The sequence below is a fragment of the Echinimonas agarilytica genome (assembly GCF_023703465.1).
Classification (GTDB): Bacteria; Pseudomonadota; Gammaproteobacteria; order Enterobacterales; family Neiellaceae; genus Echinimonas; species Echinimonas agarilytica.
Genome location: NZ_JAMQGP010000010.1, coordinates 108,834 through 128,390, shown reverse-complemented (window position 1 = coordinate 128,390; position 19,557 = coordinate 108,834). Strand labels below are relative to the sequence as shown.

The window sequence follows — 19,557 nt, the reverse complement described above, 5'->3', positions numbered from 1 at the left end:
CAAAAAGGAGGCCAAACTTATTTGGTGAGTCTGAATTAATATAAATGACATTAAAATTAGTCGTTTATATTGATTTCAAATGACTGGCAGCAAGCTGTCTGAGCGGACTTGCCTGCACAGTAAATTGTGATTTGTATTGTTTTGGTGCATGCGCTTTGCGTTGCGGTTGCACCAATGTGGGGATATTCCTTATCGGTGCAACCCTTGTTTATGGGGGAGTAGTATTGATTGAAGCTGTAAATAGCGCGAACTTCCCCTCACACAGAAGGTTATATTGAGTCGGCAGTGCAACCACAGCCTACAACGTCTTCGAGGCTTCCATTCACGTAATGTCCTTTTTGTGCACTATCAGCGCCATTGACCGAAAGCTTTCCTCCACCTGCATGCTGTGCTGACAGATTCAAATAAAATGGCGAGCTAGGTTCAATATTGAGTGTGACTTTTGAATCGGACTTGGAACGAATATAAACCCAAGGAATGGATAGGTTTTTACCTTGATGCGTGATCTTTGTGTCTGGCGTGTAGTCAGCTGCAAGGCCACTGATGAATATGGTTGGAGCCACTTTGCCGCGGGTATTGCTGAACAGTGCTAAATTGAAACCGCCCCGGTGCTTCTCGGTACCACGTTTTACCAATACGTTCTTGAGCGTAAATTTGGCAGGCTTTTTATTTGACCACCCTAATTGGAAAGGCGCGCCATTGCCGTTGTGTATGATGGTGACGTTTTCTACCTGCATGCCATCACGGTAGAGTTTGATGCTGTCGTCCCAAGTATTGATATAGCTATTGCTGATCCGACTATTGATACCGCCGCCAAAACCGTCGGAGTTACTGCGCAGATCCCGATCGCCACGCGTATGGATAATTTTAACGCGGTCTACATCTAAGGTGTGATTAATGGCTGTAATTGCGTAGGTTCGGGCATTTAAAATTTTCAGATTTTTAACTGTGTATATGGATTTCTTTGATGCTCTTGGCTGCACAGATATCGCCCCGTATTGCCATTTTTCGCAATCATGAACACGGTCGTCACCAGCCGGTCCTGATTTACAGCTAGTGGCTTTTTCGGGTTTTGCATTGGGGCCATGTGCCCAGCCAATCGTGCTGGTACCTTCAATAATGCTAGTATTCCAATCTTCACCTGCGATTACGCCTTCAGCGGTGAAGCGTAAGTGGCCATTCAGCGTGACGTTTTTCTTAATGAGTACTGTTTTTACCTGTGAGGGAATGTTCCAATAAAAATCGTCAATGATTGAATCGTCGCCGAATGAAACACTTTTGGTGATACTCAATGTTCCGGTGGCCTTATCCCAATGAGAATTACTGGCATTCAGTGCAGGGTGAACCCAACTGGGCGAAGCGAATGCCGATATCGAGACCAAGCTCATGATGACCAATAGGACTAATTTGTTCACAACTAAACTCCAAACAATACAAAGATGACAGTGAACGATCATCGGCGATCAGCGCGATGCTTGGCAGGGAACAATTGGGTGAATTAATGCTCTGAGAGCTTAGTTCTTTATAAATATAAGGTTCGGCCTACTTTTCCATCGCAGAATCGTAGCCCGAATGAAAGAAGCGGATATTAATGGCTACATATTTTGTCGGAATGAGTGGTAAAGCCGCCCTCTGTTTCGACAAACTTACCTTTGTGCGTCAAAAACTCAATGAGTGCATCGGCATCCATATTTTTCATTTTGCAGGTATGAAATACCGCATTGGCGCCAAAGCGTTCAACCATGGCTGATTTAAGGCTGTGTTGCGTATAGGTTGTGCTTGATTCCAACATCATTTGCATCACTTGATGGCCATGAATCGATTCGCTCATGTGCAGCTCCTAGTATTGTTCATAAATAACAGTCACCAGTGTGATGGACAATTACTAGCCGCGATATGATCTATCGCAACTCAAGTGTCGGTGCTGAGAGGGAATTGCACCCACAAAAAAGCCCCTGCGAGCAGAGGCTTTTGAATTCAGGTCACACCATGCGAAGTTTAGGCACCGATGTAATCCAAGATGCCTTCAGCAGCGTTACGACCTTCAGCAATTGCTGTGACTACAAGATCAGAGCCACGCACCATATCGCCGCCAGCAAACACTTTCTCGTTGCTGGTTTGATATGGGAAGGTTTGCTGTTCCGCAGCGACCACACGGTCCCATTTGTCGAGGTTAATACCAAAGTTGGCAAACCAAGGCGCAGGACTGGGTTGGAAACCGAATGCAATCAGAACCGCGTCAGCATCCAGAACGTGCTCAGATCCTTCAATTGGCTCTGGGCGACGACGACCGTTGGCATCTGGCTCACCTAATTGGGTTTTCACCATTTTAACGCCGATCACTTGGCCTGCGTCATTGCTGACGATCTCTAATGGCTGCAAGTTGAACATGAACTCCACACCTTCTTCGCGAGCGTTTTGTACTTCGCGGCGAGAGCCTGGCATGTTTTCTTCATCTCGGCGGTATGCACAAATGACTTGTTCTGCGTCTTGACGAACGGATGTACGAACACAATCCATTGCCGTATCACCCCCACCTAACACCACCACCTTTTTGTTGGTCATGTTGATGTAATCGCTCTCATCCTGTGGGTAGTCCATGACTTTGTTGGTGTTGGCAATGAGAAATGGCAGAGCGTCGTAAACGCCTTGCGAATCTTCACCAGGGAAACCACCTTTCATCGAGGTGTAAGTTCCCATGCCTAAGAACACTGCATCGTAGCCGTCGACCAAGTCTTGGAACTGAACGTCTTTGCCCACTTCTGTGTTCAAGCGAAATTCAATGCCCATGCCTTCAAAAATCTCGCGACGTAACTCCATCACAGATTTTTCCAGCTTGAATGACGGAATACCAAAAGTGAGGAGTCCACCAATTTCTGGGTACTTATCGAATACCACAGCTTGGACACCGTTACGCGCGAGAATATCCGCTGCTGCAAGACCCGCAGGCCCGGCACCAACAATGGCGACTTTCTTGTCTGTCTTGACGACCTTAGACATGTCCGGACGCCAGCCCATTTCGAATGCTTTATCGGTGATGTATTTTTCAACATTACCAATGGTCACCGCACCGAACTGTTCGTTTAGCGTACATGCACCTTCACACAAACGATCTTGTGGACATACTCGTCCACAGACTTCAGGCAAGCTATTGGTCTGGTGACATAACTCCGCCGCTTCCATGATGCGACCTTGCTTCGCCAGCTCTAGCCAGTTCGGAATATAGTTGTGAACTGGGCACTTCCACTCACAATACGGGTTACCACAATCCAAGCAGCGATCAGATTGATCGTTCACCTGCTCTTGGGAAAAGGGTTCGTAGATCTCCACGAACTCTACTTTGCGGGTATCGATGTCTTTCTTAGTCGGGTCAACTCGATTGACGTCGAGGAATTGAAAGTTATTACTCATTTCAATCTTCCTTCTTATTGAGCGACGACGCGCAGTTCAGGCTCTTGACGGCTGGATGTTCCCAGCAGATCTTCAAGCTTAGCTGCGATAGGTTTGACCAAGTAAACTTGGCTGACCACATTGTCAAAGTCAGCGAGTAATGTCGCTGCGCGCTCAGAACCTGTGAGTGCTAAATGCTGCTCTAAGGTTTCTTTCAAGTGTTCTTTATGAATTGCCAGTTCGCTGACACTCAGCGCTTCTACCAATTCAGGATTCAAACGTTCGTTAAAGCGACCGTCTTCGTCATACACGTACGCAAAACCGCCGGTCATACCTGCGCCAAAGTTGACGCCGGTTTTGCCGAGTACAGTGACAATACCGCCTGTCATGTATTCCAAACCGTTATCACCTACGCCTTCAACGACAGCAATAGAGCCTGAGTTACGAACACCAAAGCGTTCACCGCCGCGGCCAGCTGCATATAAACGCCCGCCGGTTGCACCGTATAAACAGGTGTTGCCCACGATGGTTGATTTGGCGCTAACAAACTCGCTGCCTTTGGGCGCTGCAATCACCAACTTACCACCGGTCATGCCTTTGCCTACGTAATCGTTGGCGTCGCCGGTTAAGAACATTTCGATGCCGCCAGCATTCCAAACACCGAAGCTTTGCCCTGCAGTACCGGTTAAGTTAATGCGGATGGGATCCGATGCCATGCCTTGGTTGCCCCAAAGCTTAGCAACTTCACCGCTAATGCGAGCGCCAACAGAACGGTCAGTATTGCGAACAGAGTAAGAGAAGGTTCCCCCTGACTTGTTTGCAATCGCTTCTTTCGCATCGGTGACGATTTGTTCGTTCAATTCCGCCTTATCGTAAGGGGTATTGACGTGCTGCCAGAAAACTTCTTTGCCTTCTGGAGACACTGGGGCTTCAAGCACATCGCTCAAATCAAGCTTAGCTTGTTTGGCGGTGGTACCTTCGAGCGCTTCGAGTAGATCGGTACGGCCAATCAAGTCGGTGAGTTTTGCCACGCCCAATGAAGCCATAATTTCACGCACTTCCTGAGCCACAAACTTAAAGTAGTTCATGACCATTTCAGGCAAGCCGATAAAGTGCTCGTCACGTAGTTTTTCGTTTTGAGTTGCAACACCTGTCGCGCAGTTATTGAGGTGACAAATACGCAGGTATTTACAACCTAATGCAACCATTGGACCTGTACCAAAGCCGAAGCTTTCAGCACCTAAAATGGCGCCTTTGATGACATCTAAACCTGTTTTCAAACCGCCGTCGACTTGTAATCGGATCTTGTCGCGAAGTCCATTTTCAACCAAGGCTTGCTGAGTCTCCACAAGACCCAATTCCCAAGGCGAACCTGCATATTTGACAGATGTGAGAGGACTTGCGCCAGTACCACCGTCATAACCTGAAACGGTTACTAAGTCGGCGTATGCTTTTGCAACACCCGTGGCAATAGTGCCAACACCGGGTTCAGACACAAGTTTCACAGAAACTAAAGCGTCTGGGTTTACTTGTTTCAAATCGAAAATAAGCTGAGCTAAATCTTCGATTGAATAGATGTCGTGGTGCGGTGGTGGGGAAATAAGTGTCACACCTGGAACAGAGAAGCGGAGCTTAGCAATACTTTGGCTCACTTTCTTGCCCGGTAATTGACCGCCTTCACCTGGTTTTGCACCTTGGGCCACTTTAATCTGAAGAACTTTGGCATTCACTAAATAGTGTGGTGTGACACCAAAGCGCCCTGATGCAATTTGTTTGATGTTAGAAACGCGCTCAGAATTGAAGCGAGCAGGATCTTCTCCGCCTTCACCTGAATTTGAGTTTCCGCCTAAGCGATTCATGGCAATGGCCAACGCTTCGTGCGCTTCAGGGCTCAATGCTCCAATGGACATCGCAGCGGTGTCAAATCGAGGATAAAGGGCTTCGACCGGCTCAACCTGATCAATGCTGATGGGCTCGATGTCTGATTTCAGCGCCAGTAAATCTCGGAGTGAGGAGATAGGTCGATTATTGACCAAATCAGCATACGCATCGTAATGCACACGGTCACCAGAGGTGACGGCTTTCTGGAGCGTATTCACCACATCGGGGTTGTAGGCATGGTATTCGCCGTTATGAACATACTTTAGCAAGCCGCCTTGTTCCAAGCTCTTACGTGGAATCCACGCTAAGCGTGCAAGATTCACTGTATCTTGCTGGAAGTCTTCAAAGTTGGCGCCTTGAATGCGAGCAGTCACGCCTTTAAAGCACATTTCTATCACGTCATCGTGAATACCAACGGCTTCGAATAATTGCGAGCAACGATAGCTGGCAATAGTGCTGATGCCCATTTTTGACATGATCTTGTAAAGGCCTTTATTGATACCTTTACGGAAGTTCATCAATGCTGTGTGCTTGTCGACAGACAATGTACCTGCTTCAGCGAGTGCTGCGAGTGTTTCGTAAGCCAAGTACGGATAAACCGCAGTGGCACCAAAACCAAGCAATACAGCAAACTGATGAGGGTCTCGTGCTGAACCTGTTTCAACCACAATGTTGGTATCGCAACGGAGGCTTTCGTCAACTAAACGTTTTTGTACTGCGCCGGTTGCCATTGCTGCTGGCACAGGCAGTTTGCCTTGTTCAAGGCCGCGGTCAGATAATATGACTAATACGGCATTGCTGCGAGCATGAGCTTCTGCTTCATCACATATGCGAACCACGGCTTGCTCTAATGACTCTTGTGCAGGGTCGTAGTTCAAGTCGATCACTTGATGATAATAATGCTCTTCGCCTAGCTGAGTGAGTTGAAGTAAATCGCTGTACAACAGAATAGGCGATTCGAACAATACACGGCGAGCGTGGCCGAGCGTTTCATTAAAAATATTTTGCTCAGAACCAATACAGGTGGCTAACGACATCACGTGGTTTTCACGCAATGGATCGATAGGAGGGTTGGTCACCTGTGCAAATTTCTGGCGGAAGTAGTCATAAATGCTTCGGTTCTTGGAACTGAGCACCGCCATAGGGGTGTCGTCACCCATAGAGCCTGTGGCTTCTTGGCCTTGTTCACCCAATACGCTAATGACCTGATCAACTTCTTCATTGCTGTAGCCGAACATTTTCTGATGCACTTTGAGGCCATCATCGTCCAAGCTACGGCGATCGGTTTCTTCAGCGTCAAATTGGTCTGCTGGAAGCAAGCGTTTTACGTGCTTCGACAGCCAATCTTTGTATGGCATACGGCTCTTAAGATCTTCGTCGATCTCGTAGCTGCGCCACAATTTACCGGTTTGGGTATCTATCACCAGAAGTTCGCCAGGGCCAACTCGGCCTTTTTCACGAACTTCATCAGGTTCATAGTCCCAAATACCTACTTCCGAAGCCAAGGTGATGAATCCATCACGGGTGATCACGTATCGAGCAGGGCGAAGACCGTTCCGATCGAGGTTACACGCTGCATGACGACCATTACTCATAACGATGCCCGCTGGACCATCCCATGGTTCCATGTGCATAGAGTTGAAGTCGTAGAATGCTTTGAGGTCATCATCCATGTTCGGATGCGCTTGCCACGCAGGTGGCACAAGTAAGCGCATGGCACGGAATAAGTCCATGCCGCCTGACAAGAACAGCTCGAGCATGTTGTCGAGGCTAGAAGAGTCAGAGCCAGATTCGTTCACAAATGGCGCAGCATCTTGCAAGTCAGGAATCAATGGCGATGTAAACTTGTAGCTACGTGCACGGGCCCACTGGCGGTTGCCTTCAATGGTGTTAATTTCACCATTGTGCGCAAGGTAGCGGAACGGCTGAGCTAATGGCCATTGAGGAGACGTATTTGTTGAGAAACGCTGATGGAACAAACAAATCGATGTTTGCATGCGTAAATCAGCTAAATCCAAATAAAAGTTCGGCAAGTCCACCGGCATCATCAAACCTTTGTAAATTGTTACAAGGTTAGAGAGGCTACAAATGTAGAACTGCTTATCTTCAGCGAGGCGCTTTTCGATACGACGACGTGCCATATACAAGCGGCGCTCAACGTCTTCTTTACGCCAACCTGGATTAGCGTTGACGAACACGTGCTCAATGGCAGGCATGGTCGATAATGCAATTTCGCCCAATATGTCGGTATTGGTTGGTACTTCGCGCCAACCTGCGACTTCAAAGGTTTCTTTTTGCAATTCTTCGGCAACGACTTCGCGAGAATATGCTGCTTTAATTGGATCGGTGCTCAGGAACATCATACCGACGCCAAAACGACGGCTTAAATTCCAGCCATTTTCTTCGGCAACGGCTTTGAAAAATGTTTCGGGTTTGGACATTAACAGTCCGCAACCGTCTCCTGTTTTACCATCTGCTGCAATCGCGCCGCGATGCTGCATACGATCCAGCGCAGAGATGGCCGTTCGGACCAAGCGGTGGCTTGGTTTACCTTCCATCTGCGCAATCAAACCAAAGCCGCAATTGTCTTTGGTAAGTGTTGGGTCGTATAGACTCATGTAACTACTCCTCGCTGGCTAAGCAAGCTTACTGATAAATCTCTGTTGAAAGTCTTTGAGGCTGTCAAATTTCAGACGCGCGGAAAGACCCATCAAGGAACCCGCTAAATTAATCCTAAAGTTATCTCAGGTCAATAAAAATGTGATCAATAACCACATTTTGTATTGACTAAAATTTCATTACTTATAACTAAATATGCACATTTGTAACTTTGGGGTGCATAAAAATACGGTTCAGAGGGGTGGGAAGTTAGCGTAATGTAGGATTTGGCATACGACGAATCGCCAGACAACAAATGCTTTGCTGTTGCGGTTCACCAATGTTTGACGTTTTTTAAGAAGAAATAAGAAAGAAGGATGAGGAGATCCTCATCCTAAAAATTAGGCTTGGTAACCGTTCTCAAGCCCCTTCACTGTGACGGCGCTCGCGTCATGCGCATGGAGGCTTTCTAAGTGATCCACGCGAAGCCAAAAATCGCTGACGAAGGAAATTTGGTTCATGGCAAATTTGAGTCTGCGGGCAGCATCTTCACAGAACATAAGGTTTTGGCCGTTCAGGCGAGCAAACTCTTGCTCATCTTCTCGTTTCACGGCGGCTTGAACAGGAGTTTTAAGCGCGTCCTCTACACTATCGATGATGGCGCAGACTGGAATTTGTTCGGACTCAGAGTAGAGCTTGACCTTTATAGTGGCAAGGCTACGCTGACTATGAGGCGTAGCAATGATACCTTGCGTTGTACCAAGCCACTGATGCACTTCAGTACTGTCTAGTGCATCGGTTGTACCAAATTTGTCAGAAAACGCTTGTTGAATTAACTGTCGGGCAAGCGCCGCTGAACAAGGGCACGTTGAGGAATACGGCACTGTGATCTGTAATTCAGTGGAGAATTGACCTTTGTTAATGCGGCCTTCAAGTACTACGGGGTATGCTTTCCACCCTTTTTTACCACTAATAAGGCTGGCACGCTGAAGATGATAATCAAAAGAAAAACGAACTTTTGCTGCATCACTGAGGTCATCATGACTAGTAATGAAGTCAGCCAACAACTGATTCAACGTTTTTAACGTGAGCGTAGATTCGTTCGATAATTGCTCGAGAAGCAAGTAGAGCCGAGACATATGAATGCCTTTTGCTTTGGGTTGGATCAAGTTGACCATGGCTTCTACTTTTGCGGACACCTGTCGAGGTGCGGCCTCATCGGCTTGTACCATCATAGGTACTTCGATCTGGCTCATGCCAACCCAGTCCAGCGTCCCTTCTTGACTGGCGCTTGTTTGATGGGCTACATCCGGCATTACTTTTGGCATTGATTGCTCCGATTGTGTTTCGGTCTTCAAACGGGTTGGATAAAAAGGACGCACTTTATAACACAAATGTGTGAGCAACTTCATGTGTTTTGGCGCATGTCTGAAGATTTACAGGTTTTTATACGGTCATTAGTAGTGCTACGTATACTGATGGCCATCAACAGAAGTCAGGTGATTATTTATGCCAGTATTGGCGAATCGAGTATTTGAGTTAACCACACGGCTAGGTGTTGTGCGTTTTGCGCTGCTCATTGCTGCATTTGAGATTTTGCTTTCAATGGTGGTGACCGTGGTGCTACGGGGCATTGTGGTGGGCGAACTCCATTGGGTGGATTATCTAAGGCCCGTTTTATTTGGTTTAATCATTGCGCCATGGCTTGCGATGTTTTTCACATACCTGATTAAGCAATTGGGTGAGTCGCGTGCAAAACTTGAAAGCGCCCACCGTAAACAGCAAATGCTTAACACCGAGCTGAAGCGAAAAGTTGATGAACTTAACCGCGAGATTGAAGAGCGCGAGCAAGCTGAAGAACAAAAGCATCAAGCCATTCGTTATCTGCAACGTGAGGTCGCGGATCGTCGCGAAACTCAGTTACGTTTTAAAAATCAAGCGGTGCAGCTGAGAAGCCTTATCGATAGCTCTCCAGACCTCATCTATTACCGTAACAAAGACAGCGTGTTTTCCGGCTGCAATGCTGCATACGAGCGTTTGGTCAACCGTACCGAAGCTGAAGTCATAGGACTGACCCCTAAAGATCTTTATGCCGAAGATATTGCGATAAAAACGATGGAAACTGACCGATACGTGTTGGACCGACAAGAACCGATCAATTATGAGCAATGGATGACATTTTCGGACGGCTCGAAAGCCTTATTTGAATTCAGCAAAGTGCCCTTCTTTGATGCTAGAGGCGCTCTATTGGGGTTAATCGGGTTTGGCCGTGATGTGACGGAGCGTAAGCAAGCTGCAGATGCCATCGAAAAAGCTGCACGCGACAAAACTACATTTATCTCCACTATTTCTCATGAGCTGAGAACCCCATTGAATGGCATTGTCGGATTAAGCCGAATGCTGCGTGATATGGAGCTTCCGGAAGAGCCTCATCGTTACATCAACACTATATTCTTAAGTGCGGTGACGTTAGGAAATATTTTCAATGACATTATTGATTTGGATAAGTTAGAACGTCGTCGACTCGAAGTGGCTCCCTCTGGGCTTAAGATGCCTGAATTGATTGCCGATATTAAGGCACTTTCAAGCCTTATGTGTAACGAAAAAAACTTGAGCTTTCGATATCAGCAAGAAGGCGAGCTGCCTTCTGTGGTTGAAGCTGATGGAACTCGCTTACGCCAGGTACTTTGGAACCTACTAGGCAATGCAGTTAAATTTACCAAAGATGGCTTTGTTGGGCTCGCAGTTAACATACAACCGATTCAAGATGATTGTGTCACCATCAGCTTTTGCATTCAAGATACAGGGCTAGGGATTGCTGACAGTGAACTGAATAGAATTTTCGAGATGTATTTCCAAGGTTCAGAGCAGGGTAAATCAAAAGGAGTTGGTACAGGAATTGGATTGTCGGTATCGCAGCAATTGGTTGAAGCAATGGGTGGTGATATTCAAGTGCAAAGTACTGTTGGCGAAGGTAGCGAGTTTAAGGTTCATTTGAGTTTTCCTGTCCTTGAAAGCGTCGAACAGTTGGATCTCGATAATATTGAGTTACCAGCGCTTTACGTACTGTTGGTGGAAGATATTGAGCTCAATGTTGTGGTTGCTAAGGCGGTTTTGGAAAAGCTCGGGTTCACGATTGATGTGGCTATGACCGGACAAGAAGCGTTGACCATGGCTCAGCAAGAAGAATACGATCTGTTTTTTTTAGATATTCAATTGCCTGATATGACCGGTTTTGACATAGCGGCTGAACTTGCAGTGGATCCCCAGTTAAGTGGCATCCCTCGAATTGCATTAACAGCTAACGTGGTTAGTGATCGTCAAGAGTACATCGATAAAGGCATGACTGATGTGGTGAGCAAGCCAATTGATACCAATATATTAATCCAAAGTTTAAGTGAGCTGTTTGATGTACAAACCGTCTACAAAGACGATGATGCTCCTGCTGAAATTGAGCCTGCACTCGTTCAAACAGAGTACTTAGACGATGATTTTGTACAGCAGATGATTGAAACTTTGGGCACGGAGTTGTTTGCCAAAAGCATTGCGCTGTTTGAAGCCACGATGCCGGAATATCTCGACGATCTTCACGCCAGTATGACGCGCAACGATGATAAGGAAACGGGTGAAATTGCGCATAAGATCAAAGGTGCCGCGGGCTCCATTGGACTTCAGCGAATCCAAGGTATTGCAGGAAAAGCACAGTATTCAGAGAACAAAGGTTGGAAAGAGAATATCGAAGCTTGGGTTGACGAGATTGAGAACTGCTACTCATCTGATATTGATCTCATTAAAGAGCAGTTGAAGGGCTGAGGCTGCGCAGCAACCTCAGCTAAAGTCCTAAGCGACCTCGAGTTCACCTGTGAAGCGGTATCCTTCACCATGAATGGTCGAAATAATTTCTGCCGTTGAAGGCACTGATTCAAAGTGCTTGCGAATGCGACGGATGGTGACGTCTACAGTACGGTCGTTTGGACGCAAGTCGCGGCCTGTCATTCGTCGCAGTAAATCTCCGCGAGTTAAGATCTTACCAGGGTTTTGAATGAACATTTCAAGCGCGCGATATTCGCTGCGTGGAAGCTTAAAGGATTCGCCACTCGGTGAATTAAGTGAGCGACTGTTCACATCGAGCTGCCAACCGTTGAATTTGTACTCTGCGACTTCTTCATCCAATTGATGACTATGACTAGTCATGGTGCGTGTGAGCAAGTTGCGTGCTCGAATCGTTAATTCGCGCGGGTTGAATGGCTTAGTGATGTAGTCATCTGCCCCAATTTCCAATCCAAGAATTTTATCCACTTCGTTGTCGCGTCCTGTTAAGAACATTAAGGCGACGTCTTTTTGCTCACGCAATTCGCGAGCCAGCAACAAACCATTTTTACCGGGTAGGTTGATGTCCATAATGACCAAGTGAATGTCTTTATTTTTTAGCAACTGCTGGTGCATCTCTTCGCCATCGGTTGCTTCAAGCACGCTGTAGCCTTCGGCTTCAAATAAATGTTGAAGGGTAGTGCGTGTAACTGTTTCGTCTTCAACAATAAGAATGTGTGGCGTATCCATAACTAATCCTATTCAAATAAAATTCAATTCAATTGACCAATTCAAAGTGGTCCTATTGTTACTTTTGAGTCACATCAATGCGCAAAGGTTCCATCTACTGCCGCTCGATGTGAAATAACGTCGATAATTGAGGGGGGCTTTAGATTCATTTCACTTCAAGATTAGACAACAAATGTTGATTTGCATTGGTGAAAGTTAAAAAAATGTTTTTAAGTGGTAAATTAGTCGTTCTTTTTGGTCGAAAAGCCACCAAAAGTGTTTATTTTTCTTTGCACTTACAACGTCCCATTAATGACTCTTTTTTTTCATGAAAAATTGAAACATGTTGTTTATGCTTCAGTATCTTAGTGTTAAAAGTTCATTTCAGGTGATGTTGAGCCTCGCTCATTTCGCGGATAACCAAGCTCAAATACCGACTTAAATATTGTGTTTTTTGTAAGTTTAGAGCATAAAAAAGGAGCGCTTGTACGCTCCTTTTTTATTCAGCAATATGATTGGCTCAATGCGAGTGAGTTAAAACATCGTTATACATGTCGATGTATTCCGCAGAGCTTTTCTCCCATAAAAATCGGGTTGCCATCGCGCGCTGTTGAATTTGAAGGTAGATCTCAGGGGATTCGTTGTATAAATCTGTTGCGGCGCGCATGGTGTAGTACAGCGCGTCTGGTTCAGGGTTTAGGAAGGTAATCCCATTAGCTGATTCCAAGTTATTGCCGTTATAGCCAATGACGGTGTCTTTTAAGCCGCCAACTTCCCGCGCGACAGGGAGTGAGCCATAGGCAAGACTAAACATTTGCGTGAGGCCGCAGGGCTCGAAAATGGAGGGCATAAGAAAATAGTCTGCGCCTGCTTGTGCTTGATGGCTCAATGCATCGCTATAGCCGATAAATAGGCCAAATCGATTGGGGTAGCGTTTTGCTAACGCGGTGAGTGCGTCACAAATGGCTGTTTCTCCACTCCCTACAATCGCAACCTGTGCATCGCTGCTGGCAAGGAAGTCAGCCAATGCAGGTACGAGCAAACTGAAACCTTTTTGGTCAGTAAAACGACTGACCATTGCAAACAAAGGTAAGTTGGGATCTTCGGGCAAATTTAATTGCTGTTGCAGATCTTGCTTGCACTTCGCTTTTCCTGACAAATCCGTTGCGCTGTAGTTGGCGATGAGATGCGGATCGTTTTCAGTATCCCACTCCCCATAATCACAGCCGTTTAAAATACCCACCAATGCGTCTTTCCGGCGTTGGAAAATATGGGACATGTAGTGTCCGCCCAACGGTGTTGTTAATTCTTCGGCATAGGATTTACTCACCGCGTTTATTGCGTCAGCGTAAAGCACTCCACACTTTAAAAAGTTAAACATGTTGTAGCTGTCGTACATGCCTTCTTCGGTGTATTGGCTAAACGTGTGTGCAAAAGGAATGCTGTTGAGATCGTACGAGCCTTGATAAGCGCCATTGTGGATAGACAGTACTGAGCGAGTCTCGGCAAAGAAGCTATTATCGGCCAATACGGTTTTTATGAAGAATGGAGCCAGTGCAGTGTGCCAATCATTGCTGTGCACAATATTCGGCTTAAGGTTTAACATTTGGCATGCTTGAAGTGCTGCCAGTGTGAAAAAGGCAAAGCGCTCGCCATTATCGGCATAGCCATGGTTGCCATCATCATAAGGACGGTCACGATTAAAATAAGGTTCATAATCAATGGCGTAAACTGGAACTTCTTGACCACTGATTTTGTAGATTCGGTAGATGTAATGTTGCGAGCCCAGGTGCATGGTGAGTTCTATAGGAGCTTCACCAGGTACAACCAAAGCTTTGACTTGTGGGTAGCAAGGGAGCATGACAGAAACATCGATGTCGCGTTTTTGTAGTTCTATGGGAAGTACTTTCGCTACGTCAGCCAGACCTCCAGTTTTAATTAAACCGTCTACTTCACTGGCTAAAAACAAAACCCGCATATAATCCCCGCATTCAGATTTACAAGCAATTACCGATTCAGCCCCCTACTTTATCGGCTTTCAATGGAAGATCAATAAATTGATGTTTTATTTACAACTTCAAATCATCATTGTGGTTGCGCGGTACAGCGATATATAGCGAATTTCTGCGTTGAGGCAGGCACCGCTACTTGTTTGAATGAGGCTTCAAGCAAGGGAACATAATTGAGGAAGCGATTTGCCACCACTCGCATTTCACCATGACGCTTTAATAAACGAGGTGCTTGGCTAAAAAGCTGCTCTGTGATCTGATAATGAGTCTTAACGCCTTGATGAAATGGGGGGTTGGTGACAATGCAGTCCAACGATGCTTGTTGGATATCTTGCACGCCTGTGACGGGGTAAACATTGGCCTTAAGGCCGTTTTTTGCAAGGCTTAATTGAGTTGCGTGAAGAGCAAACGCGTTGACATCAACGGCATGAACTTCGGCTTTAGGGTTTAAATATGCAATGGCATTGGTGATGACGCCGCAACCGCAGCCAAAGTCGAGCACTTGATCATATTGATTGTTCGGCAGGTGTTGGAGCAGTAAGGCAGTGCCGTCATCAAGGCGTCCAGAACTAAACACGCCAGCAAGAGTTACAAGCACGATAGTTTCTGTATTTAAGGTGACTTCAAATACACGAGCAGACGCCATGATGAGGGCGTTGTCATCCACTGAGGTGGCCGATTGCACGGGGCAACAAAACAAACTGCAATGACGCGCTGCGTCAACCTTATTTGCTGGCAGCTCTAATGCCTTAGCGACTTGAGGCGCACTTTTAATACCACCTTTATTTAATCCAACACAGTAAATAGCAGCATTGTTTGCGACTCTAGCCATGGCCATTTGCATGAGTAATTGGCCGAGCGCTTTTTCTTTGGGCCAATAGATGATGATGGTATCAAAGTTATTCCACGATTCTGGAATTTGAGTGCCGAAGGCTGCTCGCTCTTCCGTTAGCTGTTGCACATATAATTGGTGATAACCGAAGTGATAGCTAAATGTATATGTGTCTGAACCGTGCTCTGACAGGTATTGAGGAAATGTATCGCCAGGACCATTGATGATTAAACAGCGTTGTTGTTCAAAACACTCGATATTTCGAGCGAGTACGGTGCTGGTGTCTTGAAGTGAAGAATTGGACATGATCATTTCCCATTTTGAATCGGCGGGAGTATATCATGTCCATTTCAAAGCAACGTAGCCTGATCAAGCAGCTTGGCGTCGTTGTGCACGAATTTGTTCGCGCCATTGTTGTTTTAGTTGTTCTTTAACATAAGTGGGGCGAGCGGCTTTAAAATAACGAATATCATCTTCAGTCAAGTCATTCACCGGAAGACGCAAGTTCTTGCTAGTAATATAAGAACGAGCTTCGGTGGAAATACTAAAGCGATAAAACCCCGTTCGCAGACCTTCTTCTTGCGTGTGACGATGCAAAATATGTGCATCAGTTAAACGCTGAACAGCTTCTTGCTCGATGGGTAATATCAGTGAGCTTGTCCGCTGAAGAAAAAACTCGCGTAAGATCGCGCGTTCTTCGTTGTCCAAACAGTTGGCTTTGAGAGCAGCTTGTTTTTGAGCTTTTTGGCGATTCAATCGCTGCATGACAACACGCGCCATCAAATTCAGAGCTAAGACTACAAAATAGCTCAAGGTCACAATATAAATTAACGCGACCAAAGCTCCATAGCTATCGAGTATTTCGGCCAAACGAAGTTTGAGCATTATATGGTTTGGTGCAAATAACAGAACACCACTAGCGATTAGTGAAACTAATAAAAAGCGGTGGAGCCGGTCGCGCTTGGCATCGGATTTATATTCAGTCACATTCATTGCGTTACTCGTCAGGCAATTGACACTACCTACGAAATTAGCAATAACTGTGCCGAGTTATCTAACGGGTATAAGGTTCGAGCTGCAGACTGTTACCGCTGTAAAATATTTTACTTGGGCCATAGTCTCTTGAGGTCGACAAAGCCCATTGATCGCTCAAGCTAAACTCAAGCCCACTAAAGGCATTTTTGCTCACAATCACTTCAACGCTTTCGGCCACTCTAGAAAGCCTAATGTTGGCGGTTTGAACGCCGAACTCGCAGGCTTCAGTGGTCGTTTTCTGGTCGCGTAAAAATGATTGGCACATGTCGAGCTGAACTTGGAGTTCAGGGCTTATTTGTTGTTCTTTGATGTGGTTAAGTTCAGCTGATAGCTCTCGTTGTGCTTCTTGTTCAGTGGCTAATCGCTCGCGAGATTGTTCCAATTCTAGCATGGCCAAGTCGTATGCATGCGATAGGTTAATTGCGGTAGATACGCCTGCAGGAGCACCTAACTCCCCGCAATAAAGTCCTTTGCCAACATAAATGTGGCCACCTATCAGAGTACCTTCATTAGGAGTTTGCAAGCCAATAAATACACTATCAGCCGCTGATAGCGTGCAATGCAGCGCCTGCTTCTTGATATGAATGCTCTTGCCTGCGGTAATGCCTGCGTTTTGAGCCATCGTTGCAACGACATCGCCTCGGGCAGATAATTGACACGAGGATATATTATTTTCATTCAGGTGCCCGTAAGCGCCTTTTTCAATGGTAATGTCGCCTTCGGCTTCGATGATACATCCTTCGATATTACCCATGATGAGGACGTCGCCACCGACTTTAATGCGCATACTTTCGGCCACGTCGTTTTTCACTACAACATTGCCCAAATATTCAATATGCCCTGAGCGGTTATCGACAGAGTCTAGCTCTAAGGTATCAACGACTTTCATACCTGTGTCAGTCAATACAGGTATGCCTAATCGTGTTGCAACTAACAGGTTTTCGTCGCCGTCTTTTAAGTCGGCACCGTCAGCGGCTTCTAACAAGTTGTCCTGAACCGGTGGTGCTGGAATCACATTGCCAGTGACGGTAATACCGTCTTTTCCCTGTATAGCCGGTGTTCGGCGTAACAGCGGTGACCCCTCTGACACGGAAATAATAGCTCCGAAATCACGAGGATCAACTTTACCTACACCGGCCGACTGAGGTCGCAATACTCGATCTTTTAGCGTCGGTGTCAGTTGTTCTAATTTTCCATCTTTGCCAAAAATAGGAGGGGTTGCCTTTGCTACTGTGCATCGGATCTTGCGTGCGCTGCTATTTTTTTTGGAATGTTCACTGAGAATATCAACGGCCCTAGGGTTGAGACCGTGTTTAATGCCTGCCTTAGCAAAAATACGAACAATATCGGTATGACTTAATGATTTTCCACCACGTGCTGGACGCAACTCTGCCACGGCTATCATGCCACCATCTTCAATGTGAATGGTGAGTTCTGCATCACTTGCTTTGCCTATGATAACCAATGCAGGATCGCTTTTTGCTTCAATTGCTTTGGTTAAAGCTTGGTGCAATTGATTATTATCAAATAAGCTTGATGCGTATCGAGACTTTGACAATGTTGCAACAATAGAATCTAAGTCGGCTTCTTGAAGACGGCTCAGTTGCATATGCAATTCAATGTTATTTGTCTCTTGATTCAGTAGCAGCTTGTCTTTCAGCACGGCAGACATGGTCCCGTTGGTTTGTTCCGCTAACAATATTGTCAGCGTCTAACTTTATTATCAAGATTATGAATTTTTCTCAGTGACCTTCGTCAAATGCGAGTGAAATGTCAATAAAGGTGACAGATAAATGCGAATTTTAGTGATTGGAGCTTTTGGAACCATCGGCAGAAAACTTGTACCTGCGTTGGTTGCAAAGGGTCACACTGTGTCGGTTTCAAGTCGCAATGCACGCAAAGAAATACCATGGCCAGAGTTAGGCTGTGAGCGCTATACACTGGACTTGCTCAGCGCTTCGAGCATTCCACCTGCACTCGAAGGAATCGACGTAATCTATTATCTCATGCATGGTATGAGCGACGGAGAACAGCACTCTGAGCGCGAAGTTCGAGCGGCTCAAAATTTAGTGGCTTCAATTCAACAATCGACAGTTAAACGTATCATATATATGGGGAGCTTGTTGTCGGATACGCCACAATCCGAACATATGCAGGCTAGACTGGCGACCGGAAAAGTGTTGGCATCATCGCCCATTGCCGTGACTGAACTTCGCGCGGGTATCATTATTGCGCCAGGTTCGGCCGCTTTTGAAGTCATGAGAGATATGGTTGGGAATTTGCCCTGGGTGGTTACTCCTAACTCCATTCATACGTTAGCACCGCCCATTGCTCTAAGTAATATTGTTGTATACCTCACTGGTTTTCTTGACCTTCCAGAAACTCAAGGAAAAACTTACGAGGCAACAGGGCCAGAATGGATGAGTTATCGAGATATGATGGAGCGCCTTGCTGCCCATATGGGCTGGCGTTGCCGTATTGTTTCGACCCAGCATTTACCAATGTCATTGGCTACCGCAGTGCTTGGAATAGTCACATCTGTACCTAAATCGCTAGCCAAAGCTTTGATCGAAGGACTATCCGAGAGACTACAAGCTAACCCTGCTCCTTTACAGACGCTCATTCCGCAGACTTTAGTCGCTTATGAAGATGCGCTATCTCAGCTTCTAGAAGAGGAGACTGTTGAGGTTTACCCCAAGCGTTGGGAGGACGGAGTGCCTGCTTTTCGAAACTTTTCTCATCGGCATGGGTTTTATTCCAAATGCGCGAGTCAAAGCATCACAGTGCCAGCTTCGGCCAAAAGTGTGTGGCAGGTTGTGAATTTACTCGGTGGTGAGCATCGCTATTTTTACATGGATATATTGTGGGCCATGCGCGAATGGATGGATTGGTGCATGGGGGGAAATGGCCGTGATCATGGCCGAGATGATCCCACCATGTTGAGAGTGGGGGAGCGGGTCGATTCTTGGCGTATTTTGAGTGTGGAACAAGAAAGCTTGCTGGTGATGAAGTTCGGTATGAAGGCACCAGGCGGTGGTGGCATGCAAATTACCATAGAGCCCAAGTCTAAACAGTCGTGTGAACTCAACGTAGAATTACTTTGGCATCCAGCGGGTTTTATGGGCTTAGCGTATTGGTATTTCTATGCCCCGTGGCATCAATTGCTACTCAATGGCATGACCGAAAAGATGTCGCAACTTGCGATGGATATCGAACAAGGTCAAACGCCCTAAACCATCATTTTGGTGTATAGTGTGCGGAAAATTTTACATC

12 protein-coding genes are annotated in these 19,557 nt (G+C 46.2%); 2 read left to right on the top strand and 10 right to left on the bottom strand.

What is annotated here, in order from left to right; genetic code table 11:
• Positions 1–269: 269 nt before the first annotated feature.
• The 5 genes from NAF29_RS17120 to folE2 form a co-directional block, all read right to left on the bottom strand.
• Positions 270–1,415, bottom strand: a complete 1,146-nt coding sequence (locus NAF29_RS17120) for a glycoside hydrolase family protein (protein WP_251262852.1) — start codon at positions 1,413–1,415, stop codon at positions 270–272.
• 173 nt (positions 1,416–1,588) lie between these two features.
• Positions 1,589–1,831 (bottom strand): YecH family metal-binding protein, encoded by a 243-nt coding sequence (locus NAF29_RS17115; RefSeq protein ID WP_251262851.1) that lies wholly within the window; start codon positions 1,829–1,831, stop codon positions 1,589–1,591.
• 167 nt (positions 1,832–1,998) lie between these two features.
• The gene (locus NAF29_RS17110) at positions 1,999–3,411 is read right to left on the bottom strand and encodes an FAD-dependent oxidoreductase (RefSeq protein WP_251262850.1); all 1,413 of its coding nucleotides are present in this window, start codon (positions 3,409–3,411) and stop codon (positions 1,999–2,001) included.
• A gap of 14 nt (positions 3,412–3,425) precedes the next feature.
• On the bottom strand, positions 3,426–7,889 hold the full coding sequence (gltB, locus tag NAF29_RS17105; RefSeq protein ID WP_251262849.1) for a glutamate synthase large subunit: 4,464 nt from the start codon (positions 7,887–7,889) through the stop codon (positions 3,426–3,428).
• Between the two features lie 381 nt (positions 7,890–8,270).
• The gene (gene folE2 / locus NAF29_RS17100; protein ID WP_251262848.1) at positions 8,271–9,197 is read right to left on the bottom strand and encodes a GTP cyclohydrolase FolE2; all 927 of its coding nucleotides are present in this window, start codon (positions 9,195–9,197) and stop codon (positions 8,271–8,273) included.
• Positions 9,198–9,378: 181 nt separating this feature from the next.
• Between folE2 and arcB the strand changes: the two genes are divergently transcribed.
• Positions 9,379–11,682 (top strand): aerobic respiration two-component sensor histidine kinase ArcB, encoded by a 2,304-nt coding sequence (gene arcB / locus NAF29_RS17095; protein WP_251262847.1) that lies wholly within the window; start codon positions 9,379–9,381, stop codon positions 11,680–11,682.
• Between the two features lie 27 nt (positions 11,683–11,709).
• On the opposite strand, the gene arcA is transcribed toward arcB, so the two are convergent.
• From arcA to NAF29_RS17070, 5 genes are all read right to left on the bottom strand, one after another.
• Entirely contained in the window at positions 11,710–12,429 is a 720-nt protein-coding gene (arcA, locus tag NAF29_RS17090; RefSeq protein WP_251262846.1) for a two-component system response regulator ArcA, read from the bottom strand.
• A 499-nt stretch (positions 12,430–12,928) separates the two neighbouring features.
• Positions 12,929–14,386 carry a glycogen synthase gene (locus tag NAF29_RS17085; protein ID WP_251262845.1) on the bottom strand — a complete coding sequence of 486 codons (1,458 nt, stop codon included), beginning with the start codon at positions 14,384–14,386 and terminating at the stop codon, positions 12,929–12,931.
• Between the two features lie 107 nt (positions 14,387–14,493).
• Positions 14,494–15,555 (bottom strand): class I SAM-dependent methyltransferase, encoded by a 1,062-nt coding sequence (locus tag NAF29_RS17080; RefSeq protein ID WP_251262844.1) that lies wholly within the window; start codon positions 15,553–15,555, stop codon positions 14,494–14,496.
• A gap of 63 nt (positions 15,556–15,618) precedes the next feature.
• Positions 15,619–16,242 (bottom strand): super-infection exclusion protein B, encoded by a 624-nt coding sequence (locus tag NAF29_RS17075; protein WP_251262843.1) that lies wholly within the window; start codon positions 16,240–16,242, stop codon positions 15,619–15,621.
• A gap of 61 nt (positions 16,243–16,303) precedes the next feature.
• Positions 16,304–17,947, bottom strand: a complete 1,644-nt coding sequence (locus tag NAF29_RS17070) for a flagellar assembly protein A (protein WP_251262842.1) — start codon at positions 17,945–17,947, stop codon at positions 16,304–16,306.
• Between the two features lie 130 nt (positions 17,948–18,077).
• Here NAF29_RS17070 and NAF29_RS17065 point away from each other — a divergent pair, with 130 nt between their 5' ends.
• Entirely contained in the window at positions 18,078–19,517 is a 1,440-nt protein-coding gene (locus NAF29_RS17065; RefSeq protein WP_251262841.1) for a DUF2867 domain-containing protein, read from the top strand.
• Positions 19,518–19,557 lie beyond the last annotated feature (40 nt).

Coding starts and splice junctions, on each gene's coding strand:
- NAF29_RS17115 (WP_251262851.1), bottom strand. CDS start 1,831: ATGAGCGAATCGATTCATGGCCATCAAGTGATGCAAATGATGTTGGAA.
- NAF29_RS17110 (WP_251262850.1), bottom strand. CDS start 3,411: ATGAGTAATAACTTTCAATTCCTCGACGTCAATCGAGTTGACCCGACT.
- gltB (WP_251262849.1), bottom strand. CDS start 7,889: ATGAGTCTATACGACCCAACACTTACCAAAGACAATTGCGGCTTTGGT.
- folE2 (WP_251262848.1), bottom strand. CDS start 9,197: ATGCCAAAAGTAATGCCGGATGTAGCCCATCAAACAAGCGCCAGTCAA.
- arcB (WP_251262847.1), top strand. CDS start 9,379: ATGCCAGTATTGGCGAATCGAGTATTTGAGTTAACCACACGGCTAGGT.
- arcA (WP_251262846.1), bottom strand. CDS start 12,429: ATGGATACGCCACACATTCTTATTGTTGAAGACGAAACAGTTACACGC.
- NAF29_RS17085 (WP_251262845.1), bottom strand. CDS start 14,386: ATGCGGGTTTTGTTTTTAGCCAGTGAAGTAGACGGTTTAATTAAAACT.
- NAF29_RS17080 (WP_251262844.1), bottom strand. CDS start 15,555: ATGTCCAATTCTTCACTTCAAGACACCAGCACCGTACTCGCTCGAAAT.
- NAF29_RS17075 (WP_251262843.1), bottom strand. CDS start 16,242: ATGAATGTGACTGAATATAAATCCGATGCCAAGCGCGACCGGCTCCAC.
- NAF29_RS17065 (WP_251262841.1), top strand. CDS start 18,078: ATGCGAATTTTAGTGATTGGAGCTTTTGGAACCATCGGCAGAAAACTT.